The sequence below is a fragment of the Cryobacterium aureum genome, from assembly GCF_002954245.1.
Classification (GTDB): Bacteria; Actinomycetota; Actinomycetes; order Actinomycetales; family Microbacteriaceae; genus Cryobacterium; species Cryobacterium aureum.
This window is the reverse complement of record NZ_PPTG01000002.1, coordinates 66,798-92,655: the sequence shown is the minus strand read 5'-3', so window position 1 is coordinate 92,655 and position 25,858 is coordinate 66,798. Positions and strand designations below refer to the sequence as shown.

Annotated in this window: 24 protein-coding genes and 1 tRNA gene; 9 read left to right on the top strand and 16 right to left on the bottom strand. The window is 66.7% G+C overall.

Features of this window, described 5'->3' with window-relative positions:
* Positions 1-34: 34 nt before the first annotated feature.
* The 4 genes from CJ028_RS01160 to CJ028_RS01145 all read right to left on the bottom strand — a co-directional run bounded on the left by CJ028_RS01160 (position 35) and on the right by CJ028_RS01145 (position 4,608).
* Positions 35-1,525 carry a tyrosine-protein kinase domain-containing protein gene (locus CJ028_RS01160; RefSeq protein ID WP_105033451.1) on the bottom strand — a complete coding sequence of 497 codons (1,491 nt, stop codon included), beginning with the start codon at positions 1,523-1,525 and terminating at the stop codon, positions 35-37.
* A gap of 105 nt (positions 1,526-1,630) precedes the next feature.
* On the bottom strand, positions 1,631-2,548 hold the full coding sequence (locus tag CJ028_RS01155; RefSeq protein ID WP_105033450.1) for an alpha/beta hydrolase: 918 nt from the start codon (positions 2,546-2,548) through the stop codon (positions 1,631-1,633).
* Positions 2,545-3,600, bottom strand: coding sequence for an acyltransferase family protein (locus CJ028_RS01150; protein ID WP_161498854.1), 1,056 nt, complete (start codon positions 3,598-3,600; stop codon positions 2,545-2,547). The genes CJ028_RS01155 and CJ028_RS01150 overlap by 4 nt, the downstream gene beginning before the upstream one ends.
* Positions 3,601-3,840: 240 nt before the next feature.
* Entirely contained in the window at positions 3,841-4,608 is a 768-nt protein-coding gene (locus CJ028_RS01145) for an HAD-IIB family hydrolase (protein ID WP_105033448.1), read from the bottom strand.
* A gap of 94 nt (positions 4,609-4,702) precedes the next feature.
* Here CJ028_RS01145 and CJ028_RS01140 point away from each other — a divergent pair, with 94 nt between their 5' ends.
* Positions 4,703-5,326: a flavin reductase family protein gene (locus CJ028_RS01140; protein ID WP_105033447.1), complete on the top strand. Its 624-nt coding sequence runs from the start codon at positions 4,703-4,705 to the stop codon at positions 5,324-5,326.
* Between the two features lie 88 nt (positions 5,327-5,414).
* Here CJ028_RS01140 and CJ028_RS01135 read toward each other — a convergent pair whose 3' ends face one another.
* Positions 5,415-7,628 (bottom strand): acyltransferase family protein, encoded by a 2,214-nt coding sequence (locus CJ028_RS01135; RefSeq protein ID WP_105033446.1) that lies wholly within the window; start codon positions 7,626-7,628, stop codon positions 5,415-5,417.
* A 256-nt stretch (positions 7,629-7,884) separates the two neighbouring features.
* Between CJ028_RS01135 and CJ028_RS01130 the strand changes: the two genes are divergently transcribed.
* Together CJ028_RS01130 and nagA are read left to right on the top strand one after the other, a co-directional pair.
* The gene (locus CJ028_RS01130; protein WP_105033445.1) at positions 7,885-8,670 is read left to right on the top strand and encodes a DeoR/GlpR family DNA-binding transcription regulator; all 786 of its coding nucleotides are present in this window, start codon (positions 7,885-7,887) and stop codon (positions 8,668-8,670) included.
* Between the two features lie 70 nt (positions 8,671-8,740).
* Positions 8,741-9,994: an N-acetylglucosamine-6-phosphate deacetylase gene (gene nagA / locus CJ028_RS01125; protein WP_105033444.1), complete on the top strand. Its 1,254-nt coding sequence runs from the start codon at positions 8,741-8,743 to the stop codon at positions 9,992-9,994.
* 284 nt (positions 9,995-10,278) lie between these two features.
* Here the strand turns inward: nagA and CJ028_RS01120 are convergent, their stop codons facing one another.
* From CJ028_RS01120 to CJ028_RS01105, 4 genes are all read right to left on the bottom strand, one after another.
* Positions 10,279-11,064, bottom strand: a complete 786-nt coding sequence (locus tag CJ028_RS01120; RefSeq protein WP_105033443.1) for a glucosamine-6-phosphate deaminase — start codon at positions 11,062-11,064, stop codon at positions 10,279-10,281.
* A gap of 58 nt (positions 11,065-11,122) precedes the next feature.
* Positions 11,123-12,229 (bottom strand): YeiH family protein, encoded by a 1,107-nt coding sequence (locus CJ028_RS01115; RefSeq protein ID WP_105033442.1) that lies wholly within the window; start codon positions 12,227-12,229, stop codon positions 11,123-11,125.
* Positions 12,230-12,410: 181 nt separating this feature from the next.
* Positions 12,411-13,721, bottom strand: coding sequence for a UDP-glucose dehydrogenase family protein (locus tag CJ028_RS01110; protein WP_105033441.1), 1,311 nt, complete (start codon positions 13,719-13,721; stop codon positions 12,411-12,413).
* A 175-nt stretch (positions 13,722-13,896) separates the two neighbouring features.
* Entirely contained in the window at positions 13,897-14,499 is a 603-nt protein-coding gene (locus CJ028_RS01105) for a hypothetical protein (protein WP_129590335.1), read from the bottom strand.
* Positions 14,500-14,503: 4 nt separating this feature from the next.
* Between CJ028_RS01105 and CJ028_RS01100 the strand changes: the two genes are divergently transcribed.
* A complete protein-coding gene (locus CJ028_RS01100; RefSeq protein WP_105033439.1) occupies positions 14,504-14,761 on the top strand; it encodes a S24/S26 family peptidase in 258 nt (85 codons plus the stop codon).
* A 31-nt stretch (positions 14,762-14,792) separates the two neighbouring features.
* The gene (locus CJ028_RS20830; protein WP_161498853.1) at positions 14,793-14,957 is read left to right on the top strand and encodes a hypothetical protein; all 165 of its coding nucleotides are present in this window, start codon (positions 14,793-14,795) and stop codon (positions 14,955-14,957) included.
* Between the two features lie 116 nt (positions 14,958-15,073).
* On the opposite strand, the gene CJ028_RS01095 is transcribed toward CJ028_RS20830, so the two are convergent.
* The 4 genes from CJ028_RS01095 to CJ028_RS01080 form a co-directional block, all read right to left on the bottom strand.
* Entirely contained in the window at positions 15,074-15,961 is an 888-nt protein-coding gene (locus tag CJ028_RS01095; protein ID WP_105033438.1) for an aminodeoxychorismate lyase, read from the bottom strand.
* A gap of 64 nt (positions 15,962-16,025) precedes the next feature.
* On the bottom strand, positions 16,026-16,946 hold the full coding sequence (locus CJ028_RS01090) for an anti-sigma factor (RefSeq protein WP_105033437.1): 921 nt from the start codon (positions 16,944-16,946) through the stop codon (positions 16,026-16,028).
* Positions 16,943-17,527 carry a sigma-70 family RNA polymerase sigma factor gene (locus tag CJ028_RS01085; RefSeq protein ID WP_167395120.1) on the bottom strand — a complete coding sequence of 195 codons (585 nt, stop codon included), beginning with the start codon at positions 17,525-17,527 and terminating at the stop codon, positions 16,943-16,945. The genes CJ028_RS01090 and CJ028_RS01085 overlap by 4 nt, the downstream gene beginning before the upstream one ends.
* Before the next feature lie 405 nt (positions 17,528-17,932).
* Positions 17,933-18,562, bottom strand: a complete 630-nt coding sequence (locus CJ028_RS01080) for a DNA-directed RNA polymerase subunit beta (RefSeq protein ID WP_105033435.1) — start codon at positions 18,560-18,562, stop codon at positions 17,933-17,935.
* 96 nt (positions 18,563-18,658) lie between these two features.
* Here CJ028_RS01080 and CJ028_RS01075 point away from each other — a divergent pair.
* Positions 18,659-18,731: transfer RNA gene (locus tag CJ028_RS01075), tRNA-Lys, on the top strand.
* A gap of 68 nt (positions 18,732-18,799) precedes the next feature.
* On the opposite strand, the gene CJ028_RS01070 is transcribed toward CJ028_RS01075, so the two are convergent.
* The 3 genes from CJ028_RS01070 to CJ028_RS01060 form a co-directional block, all read right to left on the bottom strand.
* Positions 18,800-19,369: a pyridoxamine 5'-phosphate oxidase family protein gene (locus CJ028_RS01070; protein ID WP_105033434.1), complete on the bottom strand. Its 570-nt coding sequence runs from the start codon at positions 19,367-19,369 to the stop codon at positions 18,800-18,802.
* A gap of 81 nt (positions 19,370-19,450) precedes the next feature.
* On the bottom strand, positions 19,451-20,674 hold the full coding sequence (locus tag CJ028_RS01065) for a GAF domain-containing protein (RefSeq protein WP_105033433.1): 1,224 nt from the start codon (positions 20,672-20,674) through the stop codon (positions 19,451-19,453).
* Between the two features lie 91 nt (positions 20,675-20,765).
* Positions 20,766-22,046 (bottom strand): DUF445 domain-containing protein, encoded by a 1,281-nt coding sequence (locus tag CJ028_RS01060; RefSeq protein WP_105033432.1) that lies wholly within the window; start codon positions 22,044-22,046, stop codon positions 20,766-20,768.
* A 212-nt stretch (positions 22,047-22,258) separates the two neighbouring features.
* Between CJ028_RS01060 and CJ028_RS01055 the strand changes: the two genes are divergently transcribed.
* The 3 genes from CJ028_RS01055 (at position 22,259) to CJ028_RS01045 (ending at position 25,741) form a co-directional block, all read left to right on the top strand.
* Entirely contained in the window at positions 22,259-22,798 is a 540-nt protein-coding gene (locus CJ028_RS01055; protein ID WP_105033431.1) for a hypothetical protein, read from the top strand.
* 64 nt (positions 22,799-22,862) lie between these two features.
* Complete coding sequence (locus CJ028_RS01050) at positions 22,863-23,459, top strand: DUF305 domain-containing protein (RefSeq protein ID WP_105033430.1); 597 nt, start codon at positions 22,863-22,865, stop codon at positions 23,457-23,459.
* Between the two features lie 185 nt (positions 23,460-23,644).
* Positions 23,645-25,741, top strand: coding sequence for a heavy metal translocating P-type ATPase (locus tag CJ028_RS01045; protein WP_240607017.1), 2,097 nt, complete (start codon positions 23,645-23,647; stop codon positions 25,739-25,741).
* The last annotated feature ends 117 nt before the right edge of the window (positions 25,742-25,858 follow it).

The following is a 25,858-nucleotide window of genomic DNA, read 5'->3' as shown; positions in this document are numbered from 1 at the left end:
GAACGTGGGCCAAACGGGAAAGGAACGGGTGGATCTACCAGGTGACGCGGGTGGGGGTCTCTGATGGGGCAGACTCACTGTCGGGCGGGGTCGAACGACTCGCGTCGCTCATCTTCGCGTCGCTCGTCTTCGCGTCGCTCGCTGGGGTGGCACGGGGTGCCGGGCGGGAAGCCGCCGCGAAGCCGCCGCCCTGCAAGAGCGCGTCGGGCCCGCGGGTGGGAGCCATGGCCAGCACAACGCCGAGGGGCGTCGTGCCGACCGCTTCGAGGGCGTCGAAGGCGGCGAGCAGTTCGGGTTCGCGCACCCGGTTCGCGCCGACGACCAGAATGGTGCCGCCGGTCCAGCGGCTGAGCACAGCAGCGTCGGTCACCGCGAGCACCGACGGCGCGTCGATGAGCACGTAGTCGTAGCTGCTGCTGAGCACGTCGAGCACCGTGCCCATGGCGGTCGATCCGAGCAGTTCGCTCGGATTGCTGGGAATCTTGCCCGACGACAAGACGGTGAGCGGATGCTGCGTGCCCCACGATTGCAGGGATTCCTTGAGTTGCACGTCGCCGATCAGAACATCGGTCAGGCCACGATCGGCGTCGAGACCGAGGTAGTCGGCTAGCCGCGGCGTGCGCAGGTCGGCGTCGATCACGGCGACGGTCGCACCGCTCTCGGCCAACACGATGGCGAGGTTCACGAGTGTGGTCGTTTTACCCTCGCCCGAAACGGAGGACGTCACGACGAGGCTGCGACGGCCGGTGTCGGCGTCGGCGAACTCGAGGTTGGTGCGCAGCACCCGGAACGCCTCAGCGCGGGCGGTGGACGCGCCGTCGGGCGAGATGATCGGGTTGGCGCGGGCTTCAAGCGGGATACCGCCGAGCACGGGAACGACGGTGAGTCGCTCGATGTCGTCACGGTTGTAGATGCGACGGTCGAGCAGCCCGAGGATGAGCGCGGTCACCAGTCCGACCAGAAGCCCGATGAGCAGTCCGACGGCCAGGTTGAGATAGAGCTGCGGCAGCGCGGGGTTGTCGGGGGCGACGGCGGGGTCGAGCACACCGACCGTGACCGGGCTGGCACCGCCGTCGGCGGGCTTCTCCAGCTGGTTGATGACGACGTCGGTGAAACTCTCCGAGACGGCCTGCGCGAGCTGCTGGGCAGCAGGCGCTGTGGAGGCAAGCGCTTTGAGTTCAATAACGGCCGAGCCGGGTTGGGTCGTGGCCGTGACCCGCTCGGCCAGGTCGACTGCGGTCTCATCGAGGCCGAGGCTTCCGATCACCGGATCCAGCACGCGGGGACTCGTGGCGACGTCGAGATAGTACGGCAGCTTCTGCACGACGAAGTTGTTGCCCTGCACGAGATCACCGGGCGTCGAGCCGTTTTGAATTTGGGCGGCCACGAACACGCGGGTAGAGGCTTGGTATTGCACGGGTGTGATGAGCGCGGCTGCCGATCCACCGACCACGCCGAGCAGGGCGAAAGCAACAATGAGAATCCATCGCTTCCGGAGTATTCGGACCAGTCGTTTCAGTTCCATGGGCACTTCTCCCCGCGTGATCGATGCATCGTGCTTCGGGTGCACGACGACAGAAACCTATGTTGGCATAAAAATCCTCACTTTTGGACCGTCAGTATTGAGGATTTAATCAGTCCGTGACGAGGAGTTAACTAAATTGTCGATCAGAAACTGACGAATACTCTCTCGCGTGGTCTCGTCGAGGAGCTCCAGTGCGTGTCGTTTACCGGGTTTCACGTCGAGAGTGACGTGCACGCCGACCGCTTTAAGCGCGAGCGCCATGGCCTCCCCCTGCTCGAGGGGAACAAGTTCTTTTTGTGAAATGGCGATGTAGAAGGGCGGGTCGGTCTTGTCGACGGAATACAACGGCGACGCCTCGCGGGAATTCGGGCAGTCGGTGAAGTCGGAGCAGCCGAGATATTGCAGAATGGAGGCGGTCGCCGTCTTCGACGGGTCGCCAAGCAGGAGTCCGTTCTCGGTGAGGTCGACCGCCGGCGACATCGCCACGACCGCCGCGACGCGATCGCCGCTGGTGAGGCTGCCGGTGCCGTCGGTGCCGATCGAGGAAGCGATGATCGCGCCGGCCGAGCTGCCGAACAATCCAATCCGTTCGGGGTCGATGCCGAATTGTGCGACCTGGGCGCTCTCCCGCAGCCAATCGAGCGCGTCGGTGACATCGTTCACCTGCGCCGGGTAAGCGAATCGCGGTGCCAGGCGGTAGTCCACCGAGAAGGCGGCGATGCCGCCGTCGGCCAGTTCCGAGCAGAGCGCGGTCATGCCGCCGAAGTCTTTGGTGCCACTGTCGAATCCGCCGCCGTGAACGAGGATCATCGCCGCGGTGGGAGTTTTTTTACTTTTGGGCAGGCAGGCGTTCAGTAGGAGTTTCTGGCCGCCGGCCGTTCCGTATTGCAGGTCGTTTTGCAACACAACCGAGTCGCCGTGCGCGTTGGCGACGCGCGTGGCGGGGCTGGCGGAGCATCCGCTGAGCAGCAAACCAGCGGCCACCAATACAGCGGAGGCCGCGATCAGGCGAGTCTTCTTCACAACAGGTCTCCGTTCAGATGAGCCCGACGAGAGACCGAATTGGTCTGGCGTTTGCGGAACGGGCTGACCCAGAGGAACGAGAACCGGCGCAGGAGCTTGGCGAGGTAGAGCGAGGCGACGAGCACGATGGCGGCGAGCAGAAACGGCAGAGCGTTGCCGGCGCGTTCGAGCCAGAACGATTCGGCGAAGGGTGCGAGCAGCGCGAGGGCGCCGGCCACGAGAAACAGGTGCAGCAGGTAAATCTGAAAGCTGTATTGGCCGAGCGTGTTCATGAAGTTCAGCCATTTCACCCGCACGAGCAGGGTGGCCAGGGACACGCCCATCGCTACGGCGACCGCACTTTCGAGCAAAATGAGCCCAGGAACGCGGGAGAGGTGCAGTGGCACGAGCAGCACGGCGAGGCCGACATACGCGGCCACGAGCACGATGGCGTGCCACACCCGCACCCGGGCAGCCCGGCGATAGATGGCGTGGGGAAAGTAGACGGCGATGATGAAGAAGATGAAATTGGCGGTGACGCGGTCCCAGCCGACGTTGTCGAGGTCGAGCACTCCCGGCGTCGTCGACAGCACGGCCACGGCCCCAGCCGCTGCAATTTGCAGTGTGACCGGCAGTTTGCGCAGCAACCAGGCCAGCAGGGTGAAGATTGCCAGGGCCCAGATGAACCAGTAGCTGCTGGTGGGCCAGACCGGCAACAGCGCAATGTTGACCAGGTCGGTCGGGGATCGCTCCGTACCGCGCAGGTGCGGAATGACAAGGTAGAAGACCACCCGGATGACCGACCACAGAAGGTACAGGTAGACGAGGGTGAGCAGACGGCGACGCCACAGGTCTGTGAAGTTCCAGGTGAGCATACGCCGCGCGGTAAGACCGGCGATGAAGAAGAACACCGGCATCGGAAAGTAGCTGAGCACGAGGCGTAGTCGGGGCGTGCTGCCGGCCAGGCCGAGGTCGTTGAGGAACAACGACGAGTGATAGAGCACGACCAGAATGATCGCCGCGCCCTTGGCGAAGTTGATCCACTCGCGGTTCTCGGCTCGTATCTCTTTCACAAGCGAAATGTACACGAGAAAAACTCAGGATGATATCTCGTCCTGCTTTTTAGGGGTGGCCCGCCGCCAGCGTGTCGGTCTGAAAGGTCTGCTGCAGCGGACACCGCCGCGCGCATAACTCCTGCAGTTCCTCGAAGACTACGAGGACTACCCCGGAATCACGCATGCAAAATCTCCCGTTGTGAAATTGCAGGAGTTGTGGCCACTAGGTCAGGGTGGGGCAGGGGTGGGGTGGGAGCCTCAGACGGCTGCGTAGCGGGGAATCAGGTCCTCGAGCAGGGCCGCGGTGTCTGGCCAGCCTTCGACGGCGATACACTCCACGCCGAGAACCTTGACCGGGTAGTCGTTGCCGTTCTCGTCGAGGCGATCGCCGACGAAAAGCATGTCGTCGAGGGGGACCCCGGTGAGGTCAGCGAGGCGCTTCATGCCGTAGGCCTTGTCGATACCCTGCCGGGTAATATCAACGGATGTCGAACCTCCGGAGCGCACCTCGAGGTCGGGCAGCAGAGCCTGCACGGCCTCACGCAGGGCATTCTTCTTCTCGCCGGTAGGATCCCAGGAGATTTTGGAAGCAACCGGGGCGGCCTGACCGAGCGCCGAAAAAGTGATCTGGGAACCGCGGTCTTCGAGAATCGGGCCCCACGTGTCGCTTTCCCAGTAGCCGAGGTCGCGGGCGGTCTGCTCGACGGCCTGAAGCGCCCGCGCCTTCTGGTTGTCGCTGAGGTTCTCGGCGTACACCTGGGTCCAGCCCTGGGCGTCACTGCGGTAGTACTGGGTGCCGCAGGTGGGCATGAGGTGCAGCCGGGCGAGCTTCTCCAGGCTAATCTCGGGCAGATTCTCGATGATCTGCGCCTGAAATTGCGCGAACTGGCCGCCGGAAATGATGCAAACCTCGGTAACACCGAGCAGCTTCACGAGCAGGTCGATCATGGTCGGGTCGAGCGCGGACTTGGACGGCGCGAGTGTATCGTCGAGGTCGAAGGCCACCAGGCGGGGAAGAATAGGCATCAGGTAACTCTATCGGCGCTCGGCCGGTGCGGATCCGGCCGGCTCGGCTGACGGAGGCGAGCCGTTTGGTCGGGCGGATTGTTAGCCTGAACGGGTGCGTACTGACTTCGACCCCCAAAACCTGCCCCGCCGCGATTTCTACAAACTACTGAACTCGCTCGTAGTTCCCCGGCCGATTGCGTGGGTGTCGAGCCGTTCGGCGGAGGGTGTCGACAACCTGGCGCCGCATTCGTTCTTCACCGTGGCATCCGTTTCGCCACCCATCGTGCAATTCACCTCGGTGGGGGTCAAGGACACCGTGCGCAATATTCTCGAGACCGGGGATTTCGTGGTGAACTTCGCGCCGGAGTCGCTGTTTCTGGAGGTCAACGCCACCGGCACCGACTTTGGGCCGGAGGAGAGCGAGTTCGATCGCGCCGGGCTCACCAGGGAGCCGAGTGCGACCGTGGCAGCCATGCGCGTTGCCGAGTCCCCCGCGGCGATCGAATGCCGTCTGCATTCCACGCTGTCGATGGGCGATTGCACTCTCGTGTTCGGCGAAGTGACTCACGTGGCGGTGTCGTCTGCGGTGCTGGACGGGGAGCATCCGCTCATTGACAAGCTGCGACCGCTGTCACGGCTGGGCCTCGACGAGTGGGGAACCATCGGCGAGGTCAGGGAGATCAAGCGCATTCGGGCGAGCGACTGGCCGCGCGAGTTTCGACCGCGCGAGCACTGACCCGTGCGCTACGGGCTTCGACACTGTCCCGCCATCGTTCATGAGCGCGGCCGAACGGCCAGCTAGCCGATGCCGCGCCGCGCGCCGGCTAGGCGGCCGGCGGGAACAGGGCCTCGGCGAGCAGCGGGCCGAGCTGGGCACTCGCCTCGCGCACGAAGTGCTGACCGTCGAAGAACACCGGCGTGTTGTCGATGAACGCGGGGCACTCATTGTCGACGCAGAGCCACGGCACGACGTTCACGTACTGGGCGAAGTCGCCGAACCGTTCAACGGCGCCCTGCTCGGTCGCGACCACCTTCTGGTAGAGACTCGACGGGCTGTAGGTGCAGTCCGCGGGGGCACTCGTGAGGGTCTTGCACTCGGCGAACGGCGTACTGGCCGGCGGCGGCGAGAGCACAGCGACGTGGTCGGTCGACCCCTGCAGCGCCGTGATCGTTTCGGCGGTCGCGGTCTGCCACTCGGTGAGGGCCGCCGCTCCTTCGTTGCCGCTGGCGAGGCGCACAATCGATCCGGCCAGGCTCGACATGATCACGACGTCGGGTGAGAGGCGGGCGACCTCGGCGTAAACCCAGGCGTGGTGGTGGTCGCAGGTGGCTGCCGACGCGTCGGAGGCGTTCTTGGGCGCCACCGAGATGTTGACGGCCGGGCAGGAGAACATGGTCAGCGACTGCACGTTGTAGCCGAGCGGTTCGAGGGCGGCACGGATGGCGGGCATGTAGCTGATGGCCATGGAATCCCCGAGCAAAACCGCGGTCTTGGTAGCCGCTGGGTCGCCGTAGCGACACCCGGCGGTGTTCTTCTCGCTGACCGAGAGACAGTCGTCGTCGACCCATTCCGGGGCGCCGGAGTTGTCGCCCAGGGCGTCGAACGCTGGGGTGGTCGCGGGCCAGGCGGTCGACGCCAGGGACGCGGCGATAGCGGCCTGCCGGGTGGCCAGCAGCGTAGCTGGTGCGTCGGGCGTTTCGGGGCCGGCGCCCGCGCCGACCGGGGCCGGGTCGGCTTGAGGGGCAGCAGCTGTTCCGCCCTTCAGTGTAATGAACGATACCGAGACGATGACGAGGGTCACGACGACGAGGGCGCCGATCCAGGCCCGGGCTGGGGTGAGGCCGGAGCGGTGTGTGGTGGCGGGGCGGCGCATCCGTTCTCGCTTTCGGGTTTGAGCATTTTCGAGCCAGAGCGAGTGACGGATGGGGTCCTCGACGAAGTGAAAGGAGAACACCGAGAGGGCCACCATGAGCACGAGGGCGACCGGCAGGTAGGCCGGCGAGTCGGTGGCGAAGACGGTGGCGAGCAGAATCACGACCGGAAAGTGCCACAGATAGAGGGAGTAGGAAATTTTGCCGACATAACGGCTGACCGGATTGGTCAGCGGAAACAGCAGTCGCTGTTTGGGCTGACCGATACCGGCGGCAATGACCAGGGTGGCTCCGGCGACGGGCAGCAGTCCCCACGGCGCCGGAAACGGCGAGTCGCGGCTGATCAGCAGAAGGCTGGCAACGATGAGTGCGAGGCCGAGCCAGGCGAGCATTGGGCGCATCACAGCCGGCAGCTTGGCGAGGCCGGGAGCGGCGGCGGCGAGGAGGGCGCCGATGCCGAGTTCCCAGGCGCGGGCCCCGGTGGAGAAGTAGGCGATGGCGGGGCTGGTCGAGGTCTCGAAGAAGCTCCAGGCCAGAAAGCCGAGGGTGATGACGCCGGTAGTGACGGCGACGGTCGTGATCAGGGCTCGGGCGCTCAGTGTGCGGCGGCCGGCCAGGGCGAAGATCACGATGAGCAGGAACGGCCAGACGAAGTAGAACTGCTCCTCGACCGCGAGCGACCAGTAGTGCTGCAGCGGGGAGACGGCATTGGTGGCCTGCAGGTAGTCGGTGCCCACGAAGGCGAAGTGCCAGTTGGCCACGAACAGGGCCGAGTAGATGCCGTCCCACAGGGTGCCCAGGGCGCGGGCGCCGGGCAGCAGCAGGTAGCCGATGGCCACCGTAACAACGAGCACGAGGAGCGAGACGGGCAGGATGCGGCGGATGCGGCGGCGGTAGAAGTCGACGAGGGAGATGCGGCCGGTGCGGGCGTGTTCCTTGAGCAGCAGGCTCGTGATGAGAAAGCCGGAAATGACGAAGAAGATGTCGACGCCGATGAATCCGCCGGAAGGCCAGCCGAGCAGGTGGTCGAAAATGACGACGATTACAGCGACCGCCCGCAGGCCCTCGATGTCGCCGCGGAAGGTGCGCGTGGCGGACTTGCCACCGGCGGGGCCGGCCTGGTCAGGTGCACGCTTGTGGCGCTCCAGGGTGGACTGAACGGACATGTATAGCCTCCGACTCGGGTTTCGGAACTGGTACCTGTTCGGCCCGACTTTCGGGCGCGTCCTTTCGATTATGACGCAAGCTCAACTGTCTCGCGCAGTTGTCACCGATCCGGTGAGAATGACGCACGCTAAGGTGATTGTTCAGACTTGCTTTCGATCACTACCAATCAGTTTCGGACCCAACCATGCCCCTCACGCTCGCCCCCGCCGTGCCTGACGCGGCCCGGCCGGCCCGCGCGCCGCTGAAGGAGACTGCGTGAACCGCGCCGAACGGCTCACTGCCGTGCTCGACCTGCTCGCAGACTCGGGGCAGGTGGAGGTCGACGACATCATCACCAAGCTCGGCGTCTCGGCCGCGACCGCCCGCCGCGACCTCGACACCCTCGCCGAGCAGCAGCTGCTCACCCGCACCCGCGGCGGTGCGATCGGGCAGTCCGTTGCCTACGACCTTCCGGCGCGGTACAAACAGGAGCGGCACGCGCCCGAAAAGCTGCAGATCGCTCGGGCGGCGAGCGCTCTGGTTCTTCGCGGCGACGTCGTCGGACTCTGCGGCGGCACGACCAGCACGGCGATCGCCGGGGTGCTCAGCTCGCGCGCCGATATCGCGCAGGCCAGCCCGCACGCCAACCTCACCGTCGTTACCAACGCGATCAATATTGCCGCGCAGCTCGCGATGCGACCGCAAATCAAGACGGTCGTCACCGGCGGCGTCGTGCACGCGCGCTCCTACGAACTCGTCGGCGCCTACGCGGAGTCTGTGCTCGCGCAGGTGCGGCTCGACCTGGCCTTCATCGGGGTCAACGGGATAGACCCCCTGGTCGGCGCGACAGTGAACGACGAGCGCGAGGCCGCCGTCAACACGCTCATGGCCGGGCGGGCGACCAGGGCGGTGCTCGTGGCGGATTCGAGCAAAATCGGCCGGGTCGCCTTCGCCGCACTCGGCGCCCTCGACCAGTTCAGCGCGTTCATCACCGATGCCGGCATCTCGGCCGAGCAGCTGGCGGCGTTTGGCGAGTCGGGGCTCGAGGTGATCGTCGCGTGAGGATTCTCGGTGTGCCGGCGGTCGACCGATCGGCCAGGGCCGGCTGCGGCTTCGGCACGCGGGTGTCGTCGTGAAGGCCACCCGGATCATCCACTCGGCGCGGCTCGTATCGGGCGGAACGATCACGGTTGATGCGTGGGTCGCGTTCACCGGCGATTCCGTCTCGTCGGTGGGGACGGGCGACGGCTGGCATCGACTCGTCGGTTCGGGTTCGGAGGCTGGCTCAGGCTGGGGATCCAGCCCCGCGACGGGCTCGGCGTCCGGGCGGGTCTCGGCGGCTGGCGCCGCGGCATCCGCTTGCGAGATCGTCGACGCCAACGGTCGCTGGCTGACACCGGGATTCATCGACCTGCACTGTCATGGCGCGGGCGGGGCCGCGTTCGACGACGGTGGTGCTGCAATCATCACAGCCCTCGCCGTGCACCGTGCGCACGGCACGACCCGGTCGGTGCTCTCGCTGGTGACCGCGAGTCTGCCCGACCTCGAAACTCGGCTTTCGTCCATTGCTGCGGCGGCCTCCGGCGACCCGCTGATCCTCGGCGCGCACCTCGAGGGGCCGTTTCTCGAGAAGTCGTTTCGCGGCGCGCACGATCCGGCATTGCTGCGGGCAGCGGATGCCGCGGCCACCGATCGCCTGCTCATCGCCTCCCGCGGGTACCTGCGTCAGATCACCCTCGCGCCCGAACTGCCCGGCGGGCTGGATGCGATCGCGCGCTTCGTTTCAGAGGGCGTGGTCGTCGCGGTCGGACACAGCGCCGCCGACTACGCCGTGGCCTCCGCCGCCTTCGATGCCGGCGCCTCGGTGCTCACGCACGCGTTCAATGCGATGCACGGCATCCATCACCGAGCACCGGGCCCGGTCGTCGCGGCCATGCGCTCGCGCGGAGTCACGCTCGAGATCATCAATGACGGGGTACACGTGCATCCGGAGGTGGTGCGGCTCGCGTTCGCCGGCGCCCCCGGGCGCGTAGCGCTCGTCACCGACGCGATGGCCGCGACCGGGTTCGGCGACGGCGCGTACAGTCTGGGTTCGCTCGCGGTGCGCGTGACCGAGGGGGTCGCCCGGCTGCTCGGTACCGAGGCATCCGCTGTGGGCGCGATCGCGGGGTCGACGCTCACGCTCGATGCGGCGCTGCGGCGGGCGGTTCAGGTTGTCGGCCTACCGATCGCCGAGGCGGTGACCGCGCTGACCGAGACGCCCGCCCGCGCCATCGGCCGCGCGCACGATCTCGGGCTGCTCGCGCCCGGATTCGCCGCCGACGCGGTGCTGTTGGACAGCGAATTCACGGTCGAGGCCGTGTTCGCGGCCGGCCGGCGGCTGTAACCCGAGGCCAAGCCGGCCGACTACTCGGGGCACCGTTCTGAACTGCGGAAAAAGCGGGTCCGAGTGGTCAAATCAGGCCGGATTCTCCGTTCCGAGCCCGAATCTCCGCAGTTCCGAACGTCACCCACGGTCCCTGGCCGCGTCAAGCCCCTTCGCAGGTTGGTCAAGAGGCTCGGACGGTCGGTGATGCCGGTAGATTTCGCGATCCGCCGCGATTTCACGGAGATTTGCTCGGCGTGTCGCAGTTTTACCGGCAAAAACGCACAAGCGGATGCCCCCGCGGCTCAGATTCCCTGCCAGGCCGGTTTGTTGGCCCAGATGTAGCGGTAATAGTCGAGGTTGGCAAGCGCAGCGGCGGCGGGCGGATCCAGCACGACGGTCACGTGCTCGTGCAACTGGATGGCCGAGCCCGGCTGGCTCGCGGTGACCGGGCCCTCGACTGCGGCGGCAATCGCGGCGGCCTTCTCAGCGCCGAAAGCGAGCAGCACGAGGTGTCGGGCACGCCGAATGGTGCCGAGTCCCTGCGTGATGCAGTGCCTGGGTACCTCATCGGGCGAGGCGAAGAACCGCGCGTTGTCTGCTCGGGACTTGGGGGCGAGCGTCTTGACGCGCGTGAGCGAGGCAAAAGAGGAGCCGGGCTCGTTGAATCCGAGGTGGCCGGTGCGGCCGATGCCGAGAATCTGCAGGTCGATACCCCCGGCCGCCTCGATCGCGCGCTCGTAGTCGGCGCCAGCGTGTTCAAGGGTTTCTATCTCGCCGTTCGGCACGCAAATGAGCGTCGGCGTCAGCCCGAGGGGCCGCACGACGTCGCGGGTGATCACGGTGCGATAGCTTTCGGGATGCCCCTCCGGCAGGCCGACATACTCGTCGAGCGCAAATCCGCGCACCCGCGATACGTCCATCGGATTCTTGCGCAACGATTGGGCCAGCGCCGCATAGACCGGCAGCGGCGTCGACCCGGTCGCGAGCCCGAGAACGGTGTCGGCCCTCGACTCGATCAACCCGCGAATCTTCAGCGCCACCAACTCGCCCGCAGCCTGCTTGCTCTCAACAACGACGATTTCAGCCATCCGTGTGCTCCCTGCTGATTGTTTATAATCTAAGAATATCAGAATCAATCATCATGAGTCAGGAAAGCTGCACGGCCGCGAAGGCAAGAGCGGCGATAAGCGCCCACGAGAGCAGGCCGACGGCGAGCGCCCTACCCCCGGTGCGCAGCAACCCGCCGAGGTTGACGGCGGCGCCAAGGGCAAAGAGCGCCATGGCCAGCAGCGCGGTCTGCACCAGGTCAGCGGCCTCGAGCACCTCGAGCGGCAGGGGAATCAGGGTGCGCACGAGCATGGCCACGATGAATCCCGCGACGAACAGCGGAACGATTGGCGGCCGACGCGACGCGCTGGGAGGATTCTCGCCACGCTCGCTGCCAGTGGGTCCCTCCACTTTCGGGCTGCTAGGATCCGCGGCCGCGGTGGGCGCCTCGGAGGCAGGAACTGCGGGGTCAACGGGGGCTGCGGCATCCGTTTGTGAAAGGCCGGCCAGGCGGCGGCGTTCGACGATCGAGGCTGCGGCGACGATCGGAGCGAGCATGAGCACGCGGGTGAGTTTAACGACGAGGGCCACGGCGAGCGCCGCCGAGCCGGCGATTTGCGCTGTAGCGACGACCTGGCCAACGTCGTGCACGCCAGCGCCGACCCAGTGGCCGAATTGCAGGGAGCTCAAGCCGAGCGGATGCCACAGCAGCGGTAACACGGCAATGGCGAGGGTTCCGCACAGGGTCACCAGGGCGATCGGGGTGGCGGCGTCCTCGTCTTTGGCCTTGACGACGCCGCTCATGGCGCCAATCGCGGAGGCGCCGCAGATGCTGAATCCGGTGGCGATGAGCAGGGGCTGATGGCCGGGAAGGCCGAACCAGCGGCCGAGCCCGAGGGTGCCGGCAAAGGTGATGAGCACAATGGCGACGGTGGTGGCGATCGTCACCCAGCCCAGAGCGGCGATGTCGACGAGGCTGAGTTTGAGGCCGAGCAGCACGATTCCGAGCTGCATGAACGGTTTGGCCGCGACGGCCAGGCCGGGCGCGAGGGCTCCAGCGAGCACGGGACGTGCGGACGGGATCTGGCCGATGACGATTCCGAGCACGACGGCCATCGTGAGCAGGGGGATGCCGGGTATGGCGAGGTGCACAACCCAAGCTGCGGTGGCGGCGAGGGCCGCGACGAGCACTCCCCGAAGCCACATTCCTCTGAGTCTAGGCGGGCGCCACTTCTGCACGGGGCCGGCGCCCGAACCGCGCGCAGCACTTCTGAACGCCCGGGCCCATGGTATAACCGTGGGCCCAGTTTATAAACTTGGCCCACGGACGGGGCCCGGGCCCCGTCCGCAGTGCAGCAGCGGGAGTTAGCCGGGACGAGACCTGGGGCTAGGGGCGGCCGAGGCCGTGGTAGGTCCAGCCGGCCGCACGCCAGACGGCGGGATCGAGAGCGTTCCGGCCATCGATCACGGTCTTCGTTTTCACGAGCGCACCGGCCCACACCGGGTCGAGGTGCCGAAACTCGGGCCACTCGGTGACGAGCACGACGGCATCCGCTCCCCGCAGGGTGTCTTCGAGCGACGAAGAATACTCCAGCTGCGGATGCCGCGCCCGCGAGTTCTCAATGGCCTGCGGGTCAGTCGCCACTACGTCGGCCCCCAGTCCGCGCAACTGCACGGCCACGTCGAGCGCCGGGGAGTCACGCACGTCGTCGGAGTGCGGCTTGAAACTCAGGCCGAGCACCGCGACCTTGGCGTTGTAGACGCCGTCGCCGAGCGCCCCAACGGTGAGATCGACCACGCGCTGGCGGCGACGCAGGTTGATCTTGTCGATCTCCTTGAGGAAGGCCACGGACTCGCCGCGTCCCAGCTCTTCGGCGCGCGCGGTAAAGGCGCGGATGTCTTTCGGCAGGCATCCGCCGCCGAAGCCGACGCCGGCACCCAGGAAGCGGCGGCCGATGCGGCCGTCGTAGCCGATGGCATCCGCCAGCTGCGTGACGTCCGCGCCCGTGACCTCAGCGATCTCGGCCATGGCGTTGATGAAGCTGATCTTGGTGGCCAGAAACGCGTTCGCGGCGACCTTGACGAGCTCGGCCGTGGCGTAGTCGGTGATGACCAGGGGGGTGTCGGCGGCGAGCGCCGTGGCGTAGATCTCGTTGAGAAGATTAACCGCGTGCTCGCCTTGAGATCCGGCAGCGACCCCATACACCAACCGGTCGGGGCTGATGGTGTCCTGCACGGCGAAGCCCTCGCGCAGAAACTCGGGGTTCCAGGCCAGCGAGGCGCCGCTGCCGGCCTCGATAAGCTCGGCCAGGCGCGCGGCAGTTCCCACCGGCACCGTGCTTTTGCCCACGACGAGGTCGCCGTCGGCCAGGTACGGAATGAGCGATTCGATCGACGCGTCGACGTAACGCAGGTCGGCGCTGTAGCTGCCAGGCTTCTGCGGAGTACCGACGGCGATGAAATGCACCTGCGAGCCGACGGCATCCGCTATGTCGGTGCTAAAGCGCAGACGGCCACTGTTCATGGCTGACGTGAGAACCTCGGGCAGGCCGGGTTCGAAAAATGGGGGCTTGCCGATGGCAAGTTGGGCGATCTTGGCGGCGTCGACGTCGATACCGACGACGTCGTGCCCCAGTTCGGCCATGGCCGACGCGTGTACGGCGCCCAGGTAGCCGCATCCAATGACAGAAATTCTCATTTATTCCTCTCGGTCATCCCAGAGCCTAGTGGGCGCGACAGGTCACCCCAATTCGGGCAGGTCACCAAGCGGATGCCGCCGCCCGGCCGCTCACCGCGCCCCGTGCTGGAAAGCGCGCCACATATAGCGGGCGCGGCCACCGGCAGCGGGCGCGGCATCCGCGCCGTGGCGCGGGTTACGCGGTGGCCACCACGCGGCGGCGCTGAAGCACAGTCACGGCGAGGCCGGCGAGCAGCACCAGCAGGGCACCGCCGAGCACGCCGCCGAGGTCGACGCCGGTTTTCGCGAGCGACGAAGTGGATGTCGCAGCATCGACCACCCGCACGCCCAGGTCGAGCACTCGGGTCGATCCGTTCGGGGCCAGACCGATGACCTGCAGGGTGTGCAGGCCGGCCGTGATGCTCGTGGGTACGGCGAAGTTCTTGCTGAAGGTTCCGGCGGAGTTCACCAACGCGGAACCGACCGCGGTCGCCGTCGAGAACATGAAGACCTCGACGTCGGTGTTCGGCGCGAAGCCCTCCCCCGACACGGTGACGGAGCCGTTGGTCTCGAGCACGAGCACGGTGTTCGCGTCGACCCCGATCGCCGCTCCACTCTTGTGCAGGCCGTTGACGGTCAACGCGAAGTCGGTGCCGGGGTCAGTCGTGGCGGCAACGATGTCTACTTGAGTGGCTCCCCACGCGCTGTTCTCGGCGCCGACGATGACGAAGTACCTGCCCGCCGCAGGGTCGGTAGGAATCGTGACACGATCACCGCTGCGCGCTTTTTTGGCGACCACGCGCATGCTGTTGATCGGGTTAATTCTGCTGACATTGATCGGTCCCACAGCGTTCAGCTGGGTGTCAGGCCAGCAGCTCGTGAGCGTCGACGGCGGATCGATGGCGCCCACCTACCTGTATCGGGACATCGTGCTGCTGGTGCCACCGACCGGCGACGACCTCGTTGTCGATGCCGTGGTGACCATGCGCGACGAAACCGGGGGCCGTCTACACCTACCGCATCATCGCGGTCGACGGCACCGAGGCCACCACCCAGGGTGATGCCAACAGCAGCGCCGATGTCACCAAGCTCGTGCAGCGCCGGGTCGTCGGTACGGTGACCGGCGTGGTGGGGCAGCCCGTTGCGGGCCTGCTGCGCAGCACCGAGTCGCTGCCGGCCCGCCTCTTTCTGCTCGCCATCATCGTCGGGCTCGCCGTGCTGCCGCTGCCGGGCCGGCGGCGCGCAGCATCCGCTTAGCGCGGTGCACGGCGGATGCCGCAGCCCGGCCCGACAAGGTCAGCGCGCCAGCTGCGGGTCAGCGCGCCAGCCAGAGGTGGCGCCCCGACCGGTAGCGGGCGCGGCGAAGCTCGCGACTACGCGGTGCGGGCCAGCAGGTAGGCATTCAGGGCATCGGTCAGCGCCTGATCGGCCGGAAAATCAGAGCCGTCGAGGGCGACCACGGACACGGCGAGGCGCACGCTGGAGACGAGCCAGGCGGCATCCGCTTGGCGAAGTTCCTCGAGGGTGACATCGCGGTATTCGACCGCATAACCCTGCGCGCGCAGGTAGTCAAACATGCTCTGCTGCGTGGTGCCGTGCAGAATGGCGCCGCTCGGCGCGGGCGTGACATACTCCCCCGCGATGCGCAGCACGACACTCGACGTCGGACCCTCCATTACATAACCGTCAGTGGTGAGAAAGATGGTGTCGTCGGCACCGCGACGGTGGGCCTCGCGAATGGCCGCCATGTTCACCGCGTAGCTGAGGGTTTTCGCGCCCATTAGCAGCCAGGGTGCCTTCTCGGCGACTCCGCGCGGGTAGCCGCGGTCGAGCGTGATCACGCGCACGCCGTTCGCGCGCACCGCTGTGAAATCCGCCGCCGCGGCCGCATGCAGCCAGGCCGTGGGCGCCGGGCCGTGCTCGACGCCACGGCTGAGCACGAACTTGAGGGCGATCTCGCCCCGCTGCGGAATGCGCTCGACTGCATAGGCGATCGCGGCACGCCACTGCTCGGCATTTGGCACCGGCAAGTCGCAGATGCGCGCGGAGTTGCGCAGCCGGCTGATGTGCGGCTCGACCTCCTGCGGGTGGCCGTCGACGACGGCGAGAGTCTCGAAGATTCCGTCGCCGCGCTGGGTGCTCAGCTCGCCGACGCGCAGCGCCGGGGCGGTCGAATCCATTTCGTGGAACGTGTCCGCGAAATCTTGCTGCAGCGAGTCGACGGGCACGGGGTCGATCAGCAGCGTGAAGGGCAGTCTCATGCCCCGAGCCTACTTGGGCATCCGCTCACGGTAGCTGGTCGCCGAAGCAGATGCGGCCTGTAGCCTAGCTCTGGAAAGCGACGATCGGGTTGGTCGTGGGCTGGTCGGATCCGCCGTTGGGTTCCACGGTGACACCCACCTGGTCGCCGGCGTGCATCGTGCCGTCGAGCACTCGCCAGGCCGTACCGTCGCCGGTCGAGTCGAAGGTTCCGGCCGAAGCGGCGCCCTCGCCATTGATGTACCAGAGTTGGTAGTCCTGATCGCTCGGCAGCACTGGCAGTTTGTCAACCAGCACCGCGGAGATTCCAAGCGTGTTCGACCAGACCAGGGTGGCTTCCTGACCGTCGGCGGTGGTCGTCGCTGCGCGCTGCGAGTCGTCGGCCGCGTTGATCTGGGCGAGCCCGGAGGCCTGCTGCGATTCGAACTGGTTGCTGTTCAGCACCTGACCGAAGAAGGATCCGCCGATGAACAGCGCAACCGCGGCCGCGGCCGCCAGCATGAACTGTGCCGGACGCTTGAACCAGCGGGCTTGCGCCCGCTCGGTTGCCGTCCGGTGCGGGCCGGACGCGGTGCCGGTGCGAATGTCGGTTACCGCTGACGCAGCGCCAGCGGGCGCGCCGGTACCGTAGGTCGGCGTCGCGGAGGTCGGTCCGGCGGGCGCGGGTGCGGGGGCGACGGAGGGAATGACGGGAGCTGCGTTGGAAACAGAGGCGGGGGCATCCGCTGTGCCAGCGGTGAGCGGCGGAAGCTGCGGGGTCGACGCGAGCAGGGACATGAGGTTTGCCTTGAGCGCGCCCGAGGGCTGCACGGGGGCCACGGCGAGGCCAAGGGCTACCGCGGTGTCGTTCAGCTCGGCGGCTTCAACGCGAGCCCGTTCGGATTCGGCAAGGTGCGCTTCGTACGCGGCCGTGTCCTGATCGTCGAGGGCGTGCAGGGCATAGGCTCCGGCAAGGTCGGCCGGATGGGTCTGGTTACGATCGGTCATGCTGCCACCCCCAATTCGTCGCGCAGACGGATGAGGCCGTCGCGGAGCCTCGTTTTCACAGTACCCAACGGGATGTGGAGCATGTCGGCGACCTCGCTGTGACTGAACCCGCCGTAATACGCGAGGCTCACAGCCTGACGCTGCAGCTGAGTCAATCGAGTCATCGCCTTCTCCACCCTTTCATGTTCGAGTCGTACTTCAACGGTTTCGGCCACGTGATCGTAGGCCACGGCCAGGTCACGGATTCCGATTTTGGTATCGCGGTCACGTCCGGACTGCGACGACCGAATTCGGTCGACCGCGCGCCGGTGTGCCATGGTGAGGATCCAGGTGCTCGCGCCACCCCGCGTTTGTTCGTAACGCGAAGCCGACTGCCAGATCTCCAGAAAAATCTCCTGGGTCACTTCTTCCGACTGGGCGTGGTCGACGAGCAGACGCTTAACCAGGCCAAGCACCCGAGGGGCGATCTGGTCATACAGTTCTCCAAAGGCCGATTGGTCCCCGTGGGCTACTCGACCGAGCAACTCCTCCTTGGTGGCAGGGGCTGGCGGCGCGAGGTCTCCGGCGGATTCAACAGTCATGCGATCTAGCATGTCAGGTCTTATCCCGTTCCATGACTAGAGTTCGGCGCGAAGTCGGTAACGGATTGGTCTTAGCGGCAAGTAATTCGGCAAAGCTGGTGCCTGCGGCCGCGATACGCTGCCGGTTTGACGCCTCGAGGTGTTGAGGAAGACCGGGCCGCAGAGCACCTCTCGGCGCGAGGCCGCTCGAAGCGGCGAATAATGGAACCCGGGATTACTGCGGCCCGACCAGACTCCAGTGTATTCGAGCGCAGCGGGCGGCGTCGAATGTTCGCCGTTGGCGCACAGCGGATTTTGGGCTTGAGCGGCCAAGGGTTCGCGTGGCTGGCAGCGAAATTCACGATGCACTGGCGCAACCCCCGCGTTCTGGCGTACCTCCCGCGCCGGGCGGCGCTGGCCGGCGGGCTACTCCAGGGAGTCGCGGCGCCAGAGGCGCGCACAGGCAGCGAACTCGGCCGCGGTCGTGGAGAACCGCAGCGCCCGCGTGGTCAGCTCCGAGGAACGGTGCGGCTCGGTCAGCTCGAGATCATCGGCGATGCTCGCCGCCCCGACGGCTGTGACCCGACAGTAGGCAGCCGCGCGATCCAGCGCCACCGCGAAGTCACCGGTGAAGAGTCCACGCAGAATCTCGTCGGCGAGAATCATGATCTCGGCCGGGCCGGTGGGCACGGCGGCACCCGCGACCAGCGGATCGATTGTGGCGGCGGCATCCGTTCCCCGCTGGTAGAGGTAGGCGCAGCCCTCTGGATCCTGCCGGATCAGCATGCGGATGAGATAGATGCGCCAGAGCGCACCCGGCAGGCTACGCGGCGTGGCCCGCGACCACAGCTCGGCGACCGCATCGATGCCGTTCTCGTCGGTGTAGGCGACCAGTCGCTCGACCGTTTCCGGATCGGGGTCGCTGCGTACCCGGTTGAGCAGGGCCTGGGCGGTCTCGTGCGCGACGCGGCTGATGGCGGCCGGGTCGTCGCCGCCCTGGAACGCTTCGAATTTGTTCGCCGAGAACAGGGTGGGCTTGTGAAAGTTGTCGGCCACGGCGGGTTCTCCTTCGGGTTCAGACGATGGGTTTTTTGCTGCCATCAACGCTACCCAGAAAAGCTGAACGCGAATCCACGGTAGATTAGAACCTACGGGCCTCTAGCTCAGTTGGTAGAGCAAAGGACTTTTAATCCTTGGGTCGTCGGTTCGAGCCCGACGGGGCCCACAATGATCGCGCACGTGGCGCGGCAGATGCGCACTGAATCCCCAGGATTCGGTGCGCATTTCTGTTTTTTAGAGGGCGTAGCGGTGACGGATGTGGCGGCGGTCGCCGCTCGCCTGCCAGAACTCGACCTCGGCGGGGTGCAGCGCGTAGAGCTGCCAGTCGGGGTTGGCCCGGCCGTCGGCCCCTGGGCGTTCTTCCCAATCCAGAGCGGATGCCGCGGCCGACAGCAAGGCGACCTCACCAACCACGCGCACCTGCCTCCCGAGGTTCGCCCAGAAGAAGTTCATGGCCGCGTGCGGGTTGATGCCGAGTTCGCGCCCCTTGCGGGACCCGCGGGTGCTCGCGAACTGCCAGGATCCGAAGCTGCTGGCAGGTGCTGCCCCGCCCGCAGTCCTCTCGGGAGCGGTGCCAGGCTCGACGTTCTTCAGGATGAGCATTCGCGACGAGACCTGACCGGTTTCAGTGGCCGTCGCGAGGCTGAAGGCGTGTGGCTGGGGCACCCCGGCGGCCAGGGCGTGATCGAGCCACGCGAGAAAGAGGACGACCGGGTCGGCCGGAGCCGTGGCGGGATCGAACCGCGGCAGGTCGGTGGGAAAATCGGGCAGGGCCCGCAGGCGTCGACGCAGAGAATCACTCACGCCGCGAGCCTACCCGGCTAACTTACCCACCGATTCTCGAAAAGCACGTCGGTGCCGAAATCCCGCGACGCCACGGGGCAGCTACCCCGTCCCGGGCGGCAGCCGCAGCTCCCGCTGCACCAGCAGAGCGAGTTCGCGCAGCAGTACCTGGTCGACTTCAGCGAGCGAACGCGGCTTCTGATCGAACACGCAGAGCGCCCCGATGCGCTCCCCCGACGGGGACTCGATGGGAAACCCGGCATAAAAGCGGATGCGCGGGTCACCGTGGACCAGCGGGTTATCGCTGAACCGGGCGTCACTGCGGGCATCCTCGATAATGAGTGGCCCGTCGCCGTCAATGGTGATCGCGCAGAGCGAGTCGGAGCGGGGGAATTCGGTCGTCTCCAACCCGACTCGAGCCTTGTGCCACTGTCGGTCGTGATCAATGATGCTGATCAGAGCCGATTCGGTATCGAAGAGCCGCTGGGCGAGTGCAACCAGCCGGTCGAATCGGGCCTCCGGCGGGGTGTCGACAATGGCGAGGCCGTCGACGGCCGCCTGGCGCGCGCGTTCTTGGCCGGCGCCATCCGCTCGTACCGGAACGTCGCCGGTGATGCCGAGGCGCGCCGAGTCGAGGCTGTCAATCATGGCACTGGCCAGGAGCGCGGCCCAGCCGCGATAGTCGGCCGCGGTGCGATGCCGATCGATCTCGGTGGTCGCCATCGGAGAGAACGGCACAAAAGTCGTGCGCGGTGCCTCCTCGGCCAGTCGGGCACTCACCGCGTTGAGGTCGGTGGCCGACCAGTCGGCGACGAACACCAGCGGGCGCCGGAAGATTTCGATGCTGCGAATGGGCGGAATGCCGAGCACGAAGATTTGGGTGTTCCGCGGGGTCTCGTGCTCCAGCACCGCGAGCAGGGCCGCCAGCCGGTCGTGCCATTCGCTGACGCTGGTCAGGTCGAGGGCTTCGTTCACGCCCAGAATGACGACGACGGCGTCAAACCGGCCGAGCCGGATTCCGTTCAACGCCACGAGGGCATTCGCGGCGGTCATGGTGCGGCTCGCCACAAGGTCGATGTCGACGCCGCGACCGGTGCGGGCCGACAGTTCGCGGGCGAGCCAGCCGGGCAGGGCGAGCTGGTGGCTGAGCACACCCCAGCCCACGGCCGGTCCGCAGCCGAGAATGAGCACGCGGTCGCTGTCGATTCCTCCGGCGTGGGCCTGCGGGGCATCGCTCGGGCGGGGCAGGTGGCGGTCCTGGCGCTCGGCCGATGCCGTCCAGACGCGCATCAGAGAGCGGAGCGCCCACCGGGTCAGGTCGCGCATATCAGCCTTTCGGGTACGGCAGAAAAACTCATTCTGCCCTGAATGGGACAAGCCCCTTTACCCCGCCCCTGATTTTCAGCAAACTTACAGTTCACACGAGCGCAGCCACCGCGTGGGCGAGGGTAAAAATGGCCAGGCCAGCGAGGGCGCCGACCACGGTTCCATTGATGCGGATGAATTGCAGGTCGCGACCCACCTGCAGCTCGATCTTCGCGGCCGTCTCCGCGGCGGGCCAGCGCTCCACGGTTTCGGTGATCACTTCGGCGATCTCGTGACGGTAGTTGGCGACGACGTGGCTGGCCGTGTCGGCGAGCCAGCGGTCGATGCGCAAGCCGAGGGCGGCATCCGTTGTGAGGCGGTTGCCGACATCGTGCAACGCCCCGCGGATGCCGACCCGCAGCGCGCTGGTCGGGTCGCCGAGCGCCTGCGTGAGGGAAGCCTTGATGGCCTCCCAGGTGTCGCCGGCAAACTCGCGCAGCTTGGCGTTGTCGAGCACTTCGGCCTTGAGGTTTTCGACTTTGGCAATCATGGCCGATTCATATTGCAGGTCGTGCATGACTTCGCTGAGATAGTCGTCGAGCGCTTTGCGCACCGGATGCCTGCGGTCGTTTCGCGCGGAAGCCACAAACGCGAGCACTTCGCGGTAGGCCTTGTCGTCGACGAGTTTGTCGACGAATCCAGGCAGCCACGTGGGCAGCCGCTGGGACACCACGCGTCCGAACGCCTCGGGGTGGGCGCGCAGCCAGCCGTCGGCACGGTCGAGCAGCAGGTCGACGGCCGCGTGCTGCTGCCCGCTCGTAACCAGCCGCTCCCCCACCTTGCCCAGGCTCGGGCCCCACTCGGGCTTGACCAGGTGTTCGCGCGCGACGGATTCGATGAGGTTCTTGATGGCGTCGTCGCCGAGCAGGTTGAGCACGCCCTGGCCGGCGACGGCGAGTTCGTCGGTGAGGCGTTCGGCGTTCTTGTCGTCGCTGAGCCAGGCCCCGAGGCGGCGGGCCGGTTTCACCGATTCGAGTTTGCCGCGAATAACGCTCTCGGAGAGAAAGTTGGTCTCGACGAATTCGCCGAGGCTCGCGCCGATCTCGTCCTTGCGGTTGGCGATGATGTTGGTGTGCGGAATGCGCAAGGCCAGCGGGTAGCGAAACAAGGCGGTGACGGCGAACCAGTCGGCAATGGCACCGACCATGCCGCCCTCGGCGGCCGCGCGCACGTATTCGAGCCACGGGTAGCGGTCTTGAAGGGCGAACGACACCGTGAAGATGACGGCCATGAGGGCGAGCAACCCGGCCGCGAGCCGCTTCATGCTTTTTAGGGCGGTGCGGCGTGCCCGGTCGTTCGGGGTTTCTGCGGGTGCTGCTTCGGTCAGGGCCATGAGTTAAGCCTGCCCGATTGCAGGGCTGCGCGGTGCACATTTGGGCGCGGTGTGCCGCATCCCCTCGCCGACCCGTGAGTTCTGAGCGCCGACCCGTGAGACTTGACCCGATTTGAACGATTTCACGACTCGAAACTCACGGCTCGGCGCACGCGCTGGACGCAAACTCACGGCTCGGTGAGGGGCGCCGATCGGATACTCTGAGGGGGTATGTGGTTCGCTCCGACCGCATCGCACGCATCGACGGAGGTGACCTGAGCGTGATAACTCACGTTGCGGCATCCGCGTCGACGCACGTCGCCGGGCCGCGCCTGCGCACCGCGCTGCTCGCGCTTGTGGCTCTGGCCGCTCTGGTGCTGAGCGTGCTGGCCATGCACTCCGCGGCGAGCGCCCACGTGATGGGCATCCCGCTGCCGATTTCGTCGTCGCACAGCGCCGAGCATGCAACTGGGGCCGCTCCCCAAACAATCAGTACCACATTGCCCGATACTGCACTGGTCACGACCGCCATGACAATAACGACCGCCACAACCTTGAACAGGGCCGCGAGCCACGTCGGCATGCTCGACTGCGCCCTCATGGTGATGGGCTGCGTGATGCTGCTCGTGCTCGCGGCGCTGATTCTGTTTCGGCGGTCCGCGCTGGTTCAGCGCTCGGTCGCGTCCGGCCACAACCTGGTTTCGCGAATTTTCGCGGTCGAAGAGTCCTCGCATCGACCCAGTCTTTCCATTCTCTGCATCAGTCGCGTTTAGAAGCCGCGCGCCCTCGGCGCCCCGTGACACCCGGTTTTGACACTTGAATTGAACGGATTGAACCATGATTCACGCACGTGTTCCTTTTTTGATCATCGCCGCGCTGACCGTGGGACTCACCCTGAGTGCCTGCGCGGGCGCCCCGCCCGCGACGACGGCCGACTCGAACGGTTCGCCAGCGGCGGACGTGAGTGCGGCATCCGCTTTCAACAGTGACGACGTGATGTTTGCGCAGCTGATGATTCCGCACCACGAGCAGGCCGTCGAAATGAGCGACGACCTGCTCGCCAAGGACGGCGTCGACCCGGCCATTATCGATCTTGCGACGCAGATCAAGGCCGCACAGGCGCCCGAGATCACCACAATGCAGGGCTGGTTGAACGACTGGGATGCCACCGAAGACGGCATGGCCGGGATGGACCACGGCACCGACGGAATGATGTCGAACGACGACATGATGGCCTTGCAGGACGCGTCGGGAGCGGATGCCGGCGCACTTTACCTGACCCAGATGATCATGCACCACGAGGGCGCGATCGCAATGGCCAAGACCGAGCTGAGCGATGGATCAAGCGCCGACGCGCTGGCCCTGGCCGAGGCCATCGTGAGCTCGCAGAGCATCGAGATCGCCGTGATGGACGACCTGCTGGTGGCGAACTAGCAATTTAGGCGCGGAACAGTGGTCACGTGGCCGATGATCCGCGCTAAGAGGATGCGTGCGCCCACCGATCGAGATACCCTTAGGGGGTATTGCTTTCACCCAGTTTGAGGAAAAACATGACCCACCCTGATTTGGACGATGACACTACCAACCGCACAGCCCCCCCAGAGGACAAACATTCGGGGATGGACCACGGAGCCATGAACCATGCCGGCCACGGCGACCACGTGGCCCAGTTTCGCCGCCTGTTCTGGACCATGCTCGTCATCGCGCTGCCCGTCGTGGGGTTCAGCCACATGTTTTCGGAGCTCGTCGGCTACGCCTTGCCCGATATCGCCGGCATCATGTGGGTCTCCCCCGTGCTCGGCACCGCCATGTATGCCTGGGGTGGCCGGCCGTTCCTCACAGGAGCAGTCAGCGAGCTGACGGCCCGCAAGCCGGGCATGATGCTGCTGATCGCCCTCGCCATCACGGTCGCGTTCCTCGCCTCCTGGGGCGCGAGCCTCGGCATCATCGATGCCGAACTCGATTTCTGGTGGGAACTCGCCCTGCTGGTCGTGATCATGCTTCTCGGCCACTGGATCGAAATGCGGTCGCTGGCGCAGACATCCACTGCTCTGGAGTCGCTCGCCGCCCTGCTGCCCGATGAAGCCGAACGGGTCGAGGGCGACGGCCTCGTTGGCGAGCACAGTGTGATGGTCTCGCCGAGCGACCTGGCGCTCGGCGACCTCGTCGTGGTGCGGCCCGGCGGGCGCGTGCCGGCCGACGGCCAGGTCACCGAGGGCTCGGCCGACGTCGACGAATCGATGATCACCGGTGAATCGCGGCCGGTGCTGCGCAGCGTCGGCGATCAGGTCGTGGCCGGCACGGTCGCGACCGATTCTGCCCTGCGCGTGCGCGTGATCGCGGTCGGCGATGACACAGCGCTGGCTGGAATTCAGCGCCTCGTCAGTGAGGCGCAGAGTTCGTCATCGCGGGCTCAGCGCATCGCCGACCGGGCGGCCGGCTGGCTGTTCTGGTTCGCCCTCGGCTCTGGCGTACTGACGGCGATCGTCTGGACGCTCCTCGGCCAGCCGCAGGATGCGGTGGTGCGCACGATCACCGTGCTCGTCATCGCGTGCCCGCACGCGCTCGGGCTGGCGATTCCGCTCGTGGTGTCGATTGCCACCGAGCGGGCCGCGAAGGGTGGCGTGCTGGTCAAGGACCGCCTCGCCCTCGAGAGTATGCGCCAGGTCACGTCGGTGCTGTTCGACAAAACCGGCACGCTCACCAAGGGTGAGCCGACGGTCACTCACGTTGCCGTTGCCGCCGGCAAAGCGGATGCCGCAGCTCACGGCGCTCAGGCCGGCGCGGGCTCGACAGGCTCGGTTCCCGCTGCGGTCGCGATACCGAACACTGAGGACGAGGTGCTCGCGTGGGCGGCAGCGGTGGAGGGCGACAGCGAGCATCCGCTTGCGCGCGCGATCGTCACGGCTGCGCGCGACCGCGGGCTGACTGTGCCGCGCGCGAGCGAGTTTGAGACTGCGGCGGCGGTCGGGGTGACCGGTTTAGTCGACGGGCACAGCGTGAGCGTCGGCGGTCCGAGCATGCTCGACGAGCACGGGGCCAGACCGCTGGCCGAAACTGTGGCGTGGCAGAGCCAGGGCGCGATCATTCTGCACGTGCTGCGCGATGGCGTGGTGATTGGCGCGATCGGGCTGGCCGATGAGGTCCGCGAGGAGTCGCGGCAGGCGGTGGATGCCCTGCACCGAAGGGGCATCGAAGTCGTCATGATCACCGGCGACGCCCAAGCCGTGGCCCAGTCGGTCGCAGCCGAGCTCGGGATCGACCGGGTGTTCGCGGGGGTTCACCCCGAGGACAAGGCGCGCAAAGTCGCCGAGCTTCAGCAGGAGGGCCGCCGGGTGGCGATGGTCGGCGACGGGGTGAACGACGCCCCGGCGCTCGCCCAAGCCGACGTCGGCATCGCGATCGGCGCCGGAACCGACGTGGCGATTGCGTCGGCGGGAGTCATTCTCGCGAGCGACGATCCGCGTTCGGTGCTCTCGGTGATCGAGTTGTCGCGGGCGAGCTATCGCAAGATGAAGCAGAACCTGTGGTGGGCGGCGGGGTACAACCTGCTGTCGGTTCCACTCGCCGCTGGCGTGCTCGCACCGATTGGGTTCGTACTGCCGATGGAGATCGGGGCGCTGCTCATGTCGGTGTCGACCGTGGTCGTGGCGCTGAACGCGCAACTGCTGCGTCGCCTCGATCTGCGACCGGAGGCGAGTGTGCGCGAGCACTGATCAAGCCCTGAGGTGCTGCACCGAGCCGTGAGTGGTATCGGCGCACCGGGCCCACCTTATGGCCACGGGCCCAGTTTCTAAGCTGGGCCCGTGGACGGGGCCCGGGCCCCGTCCAGA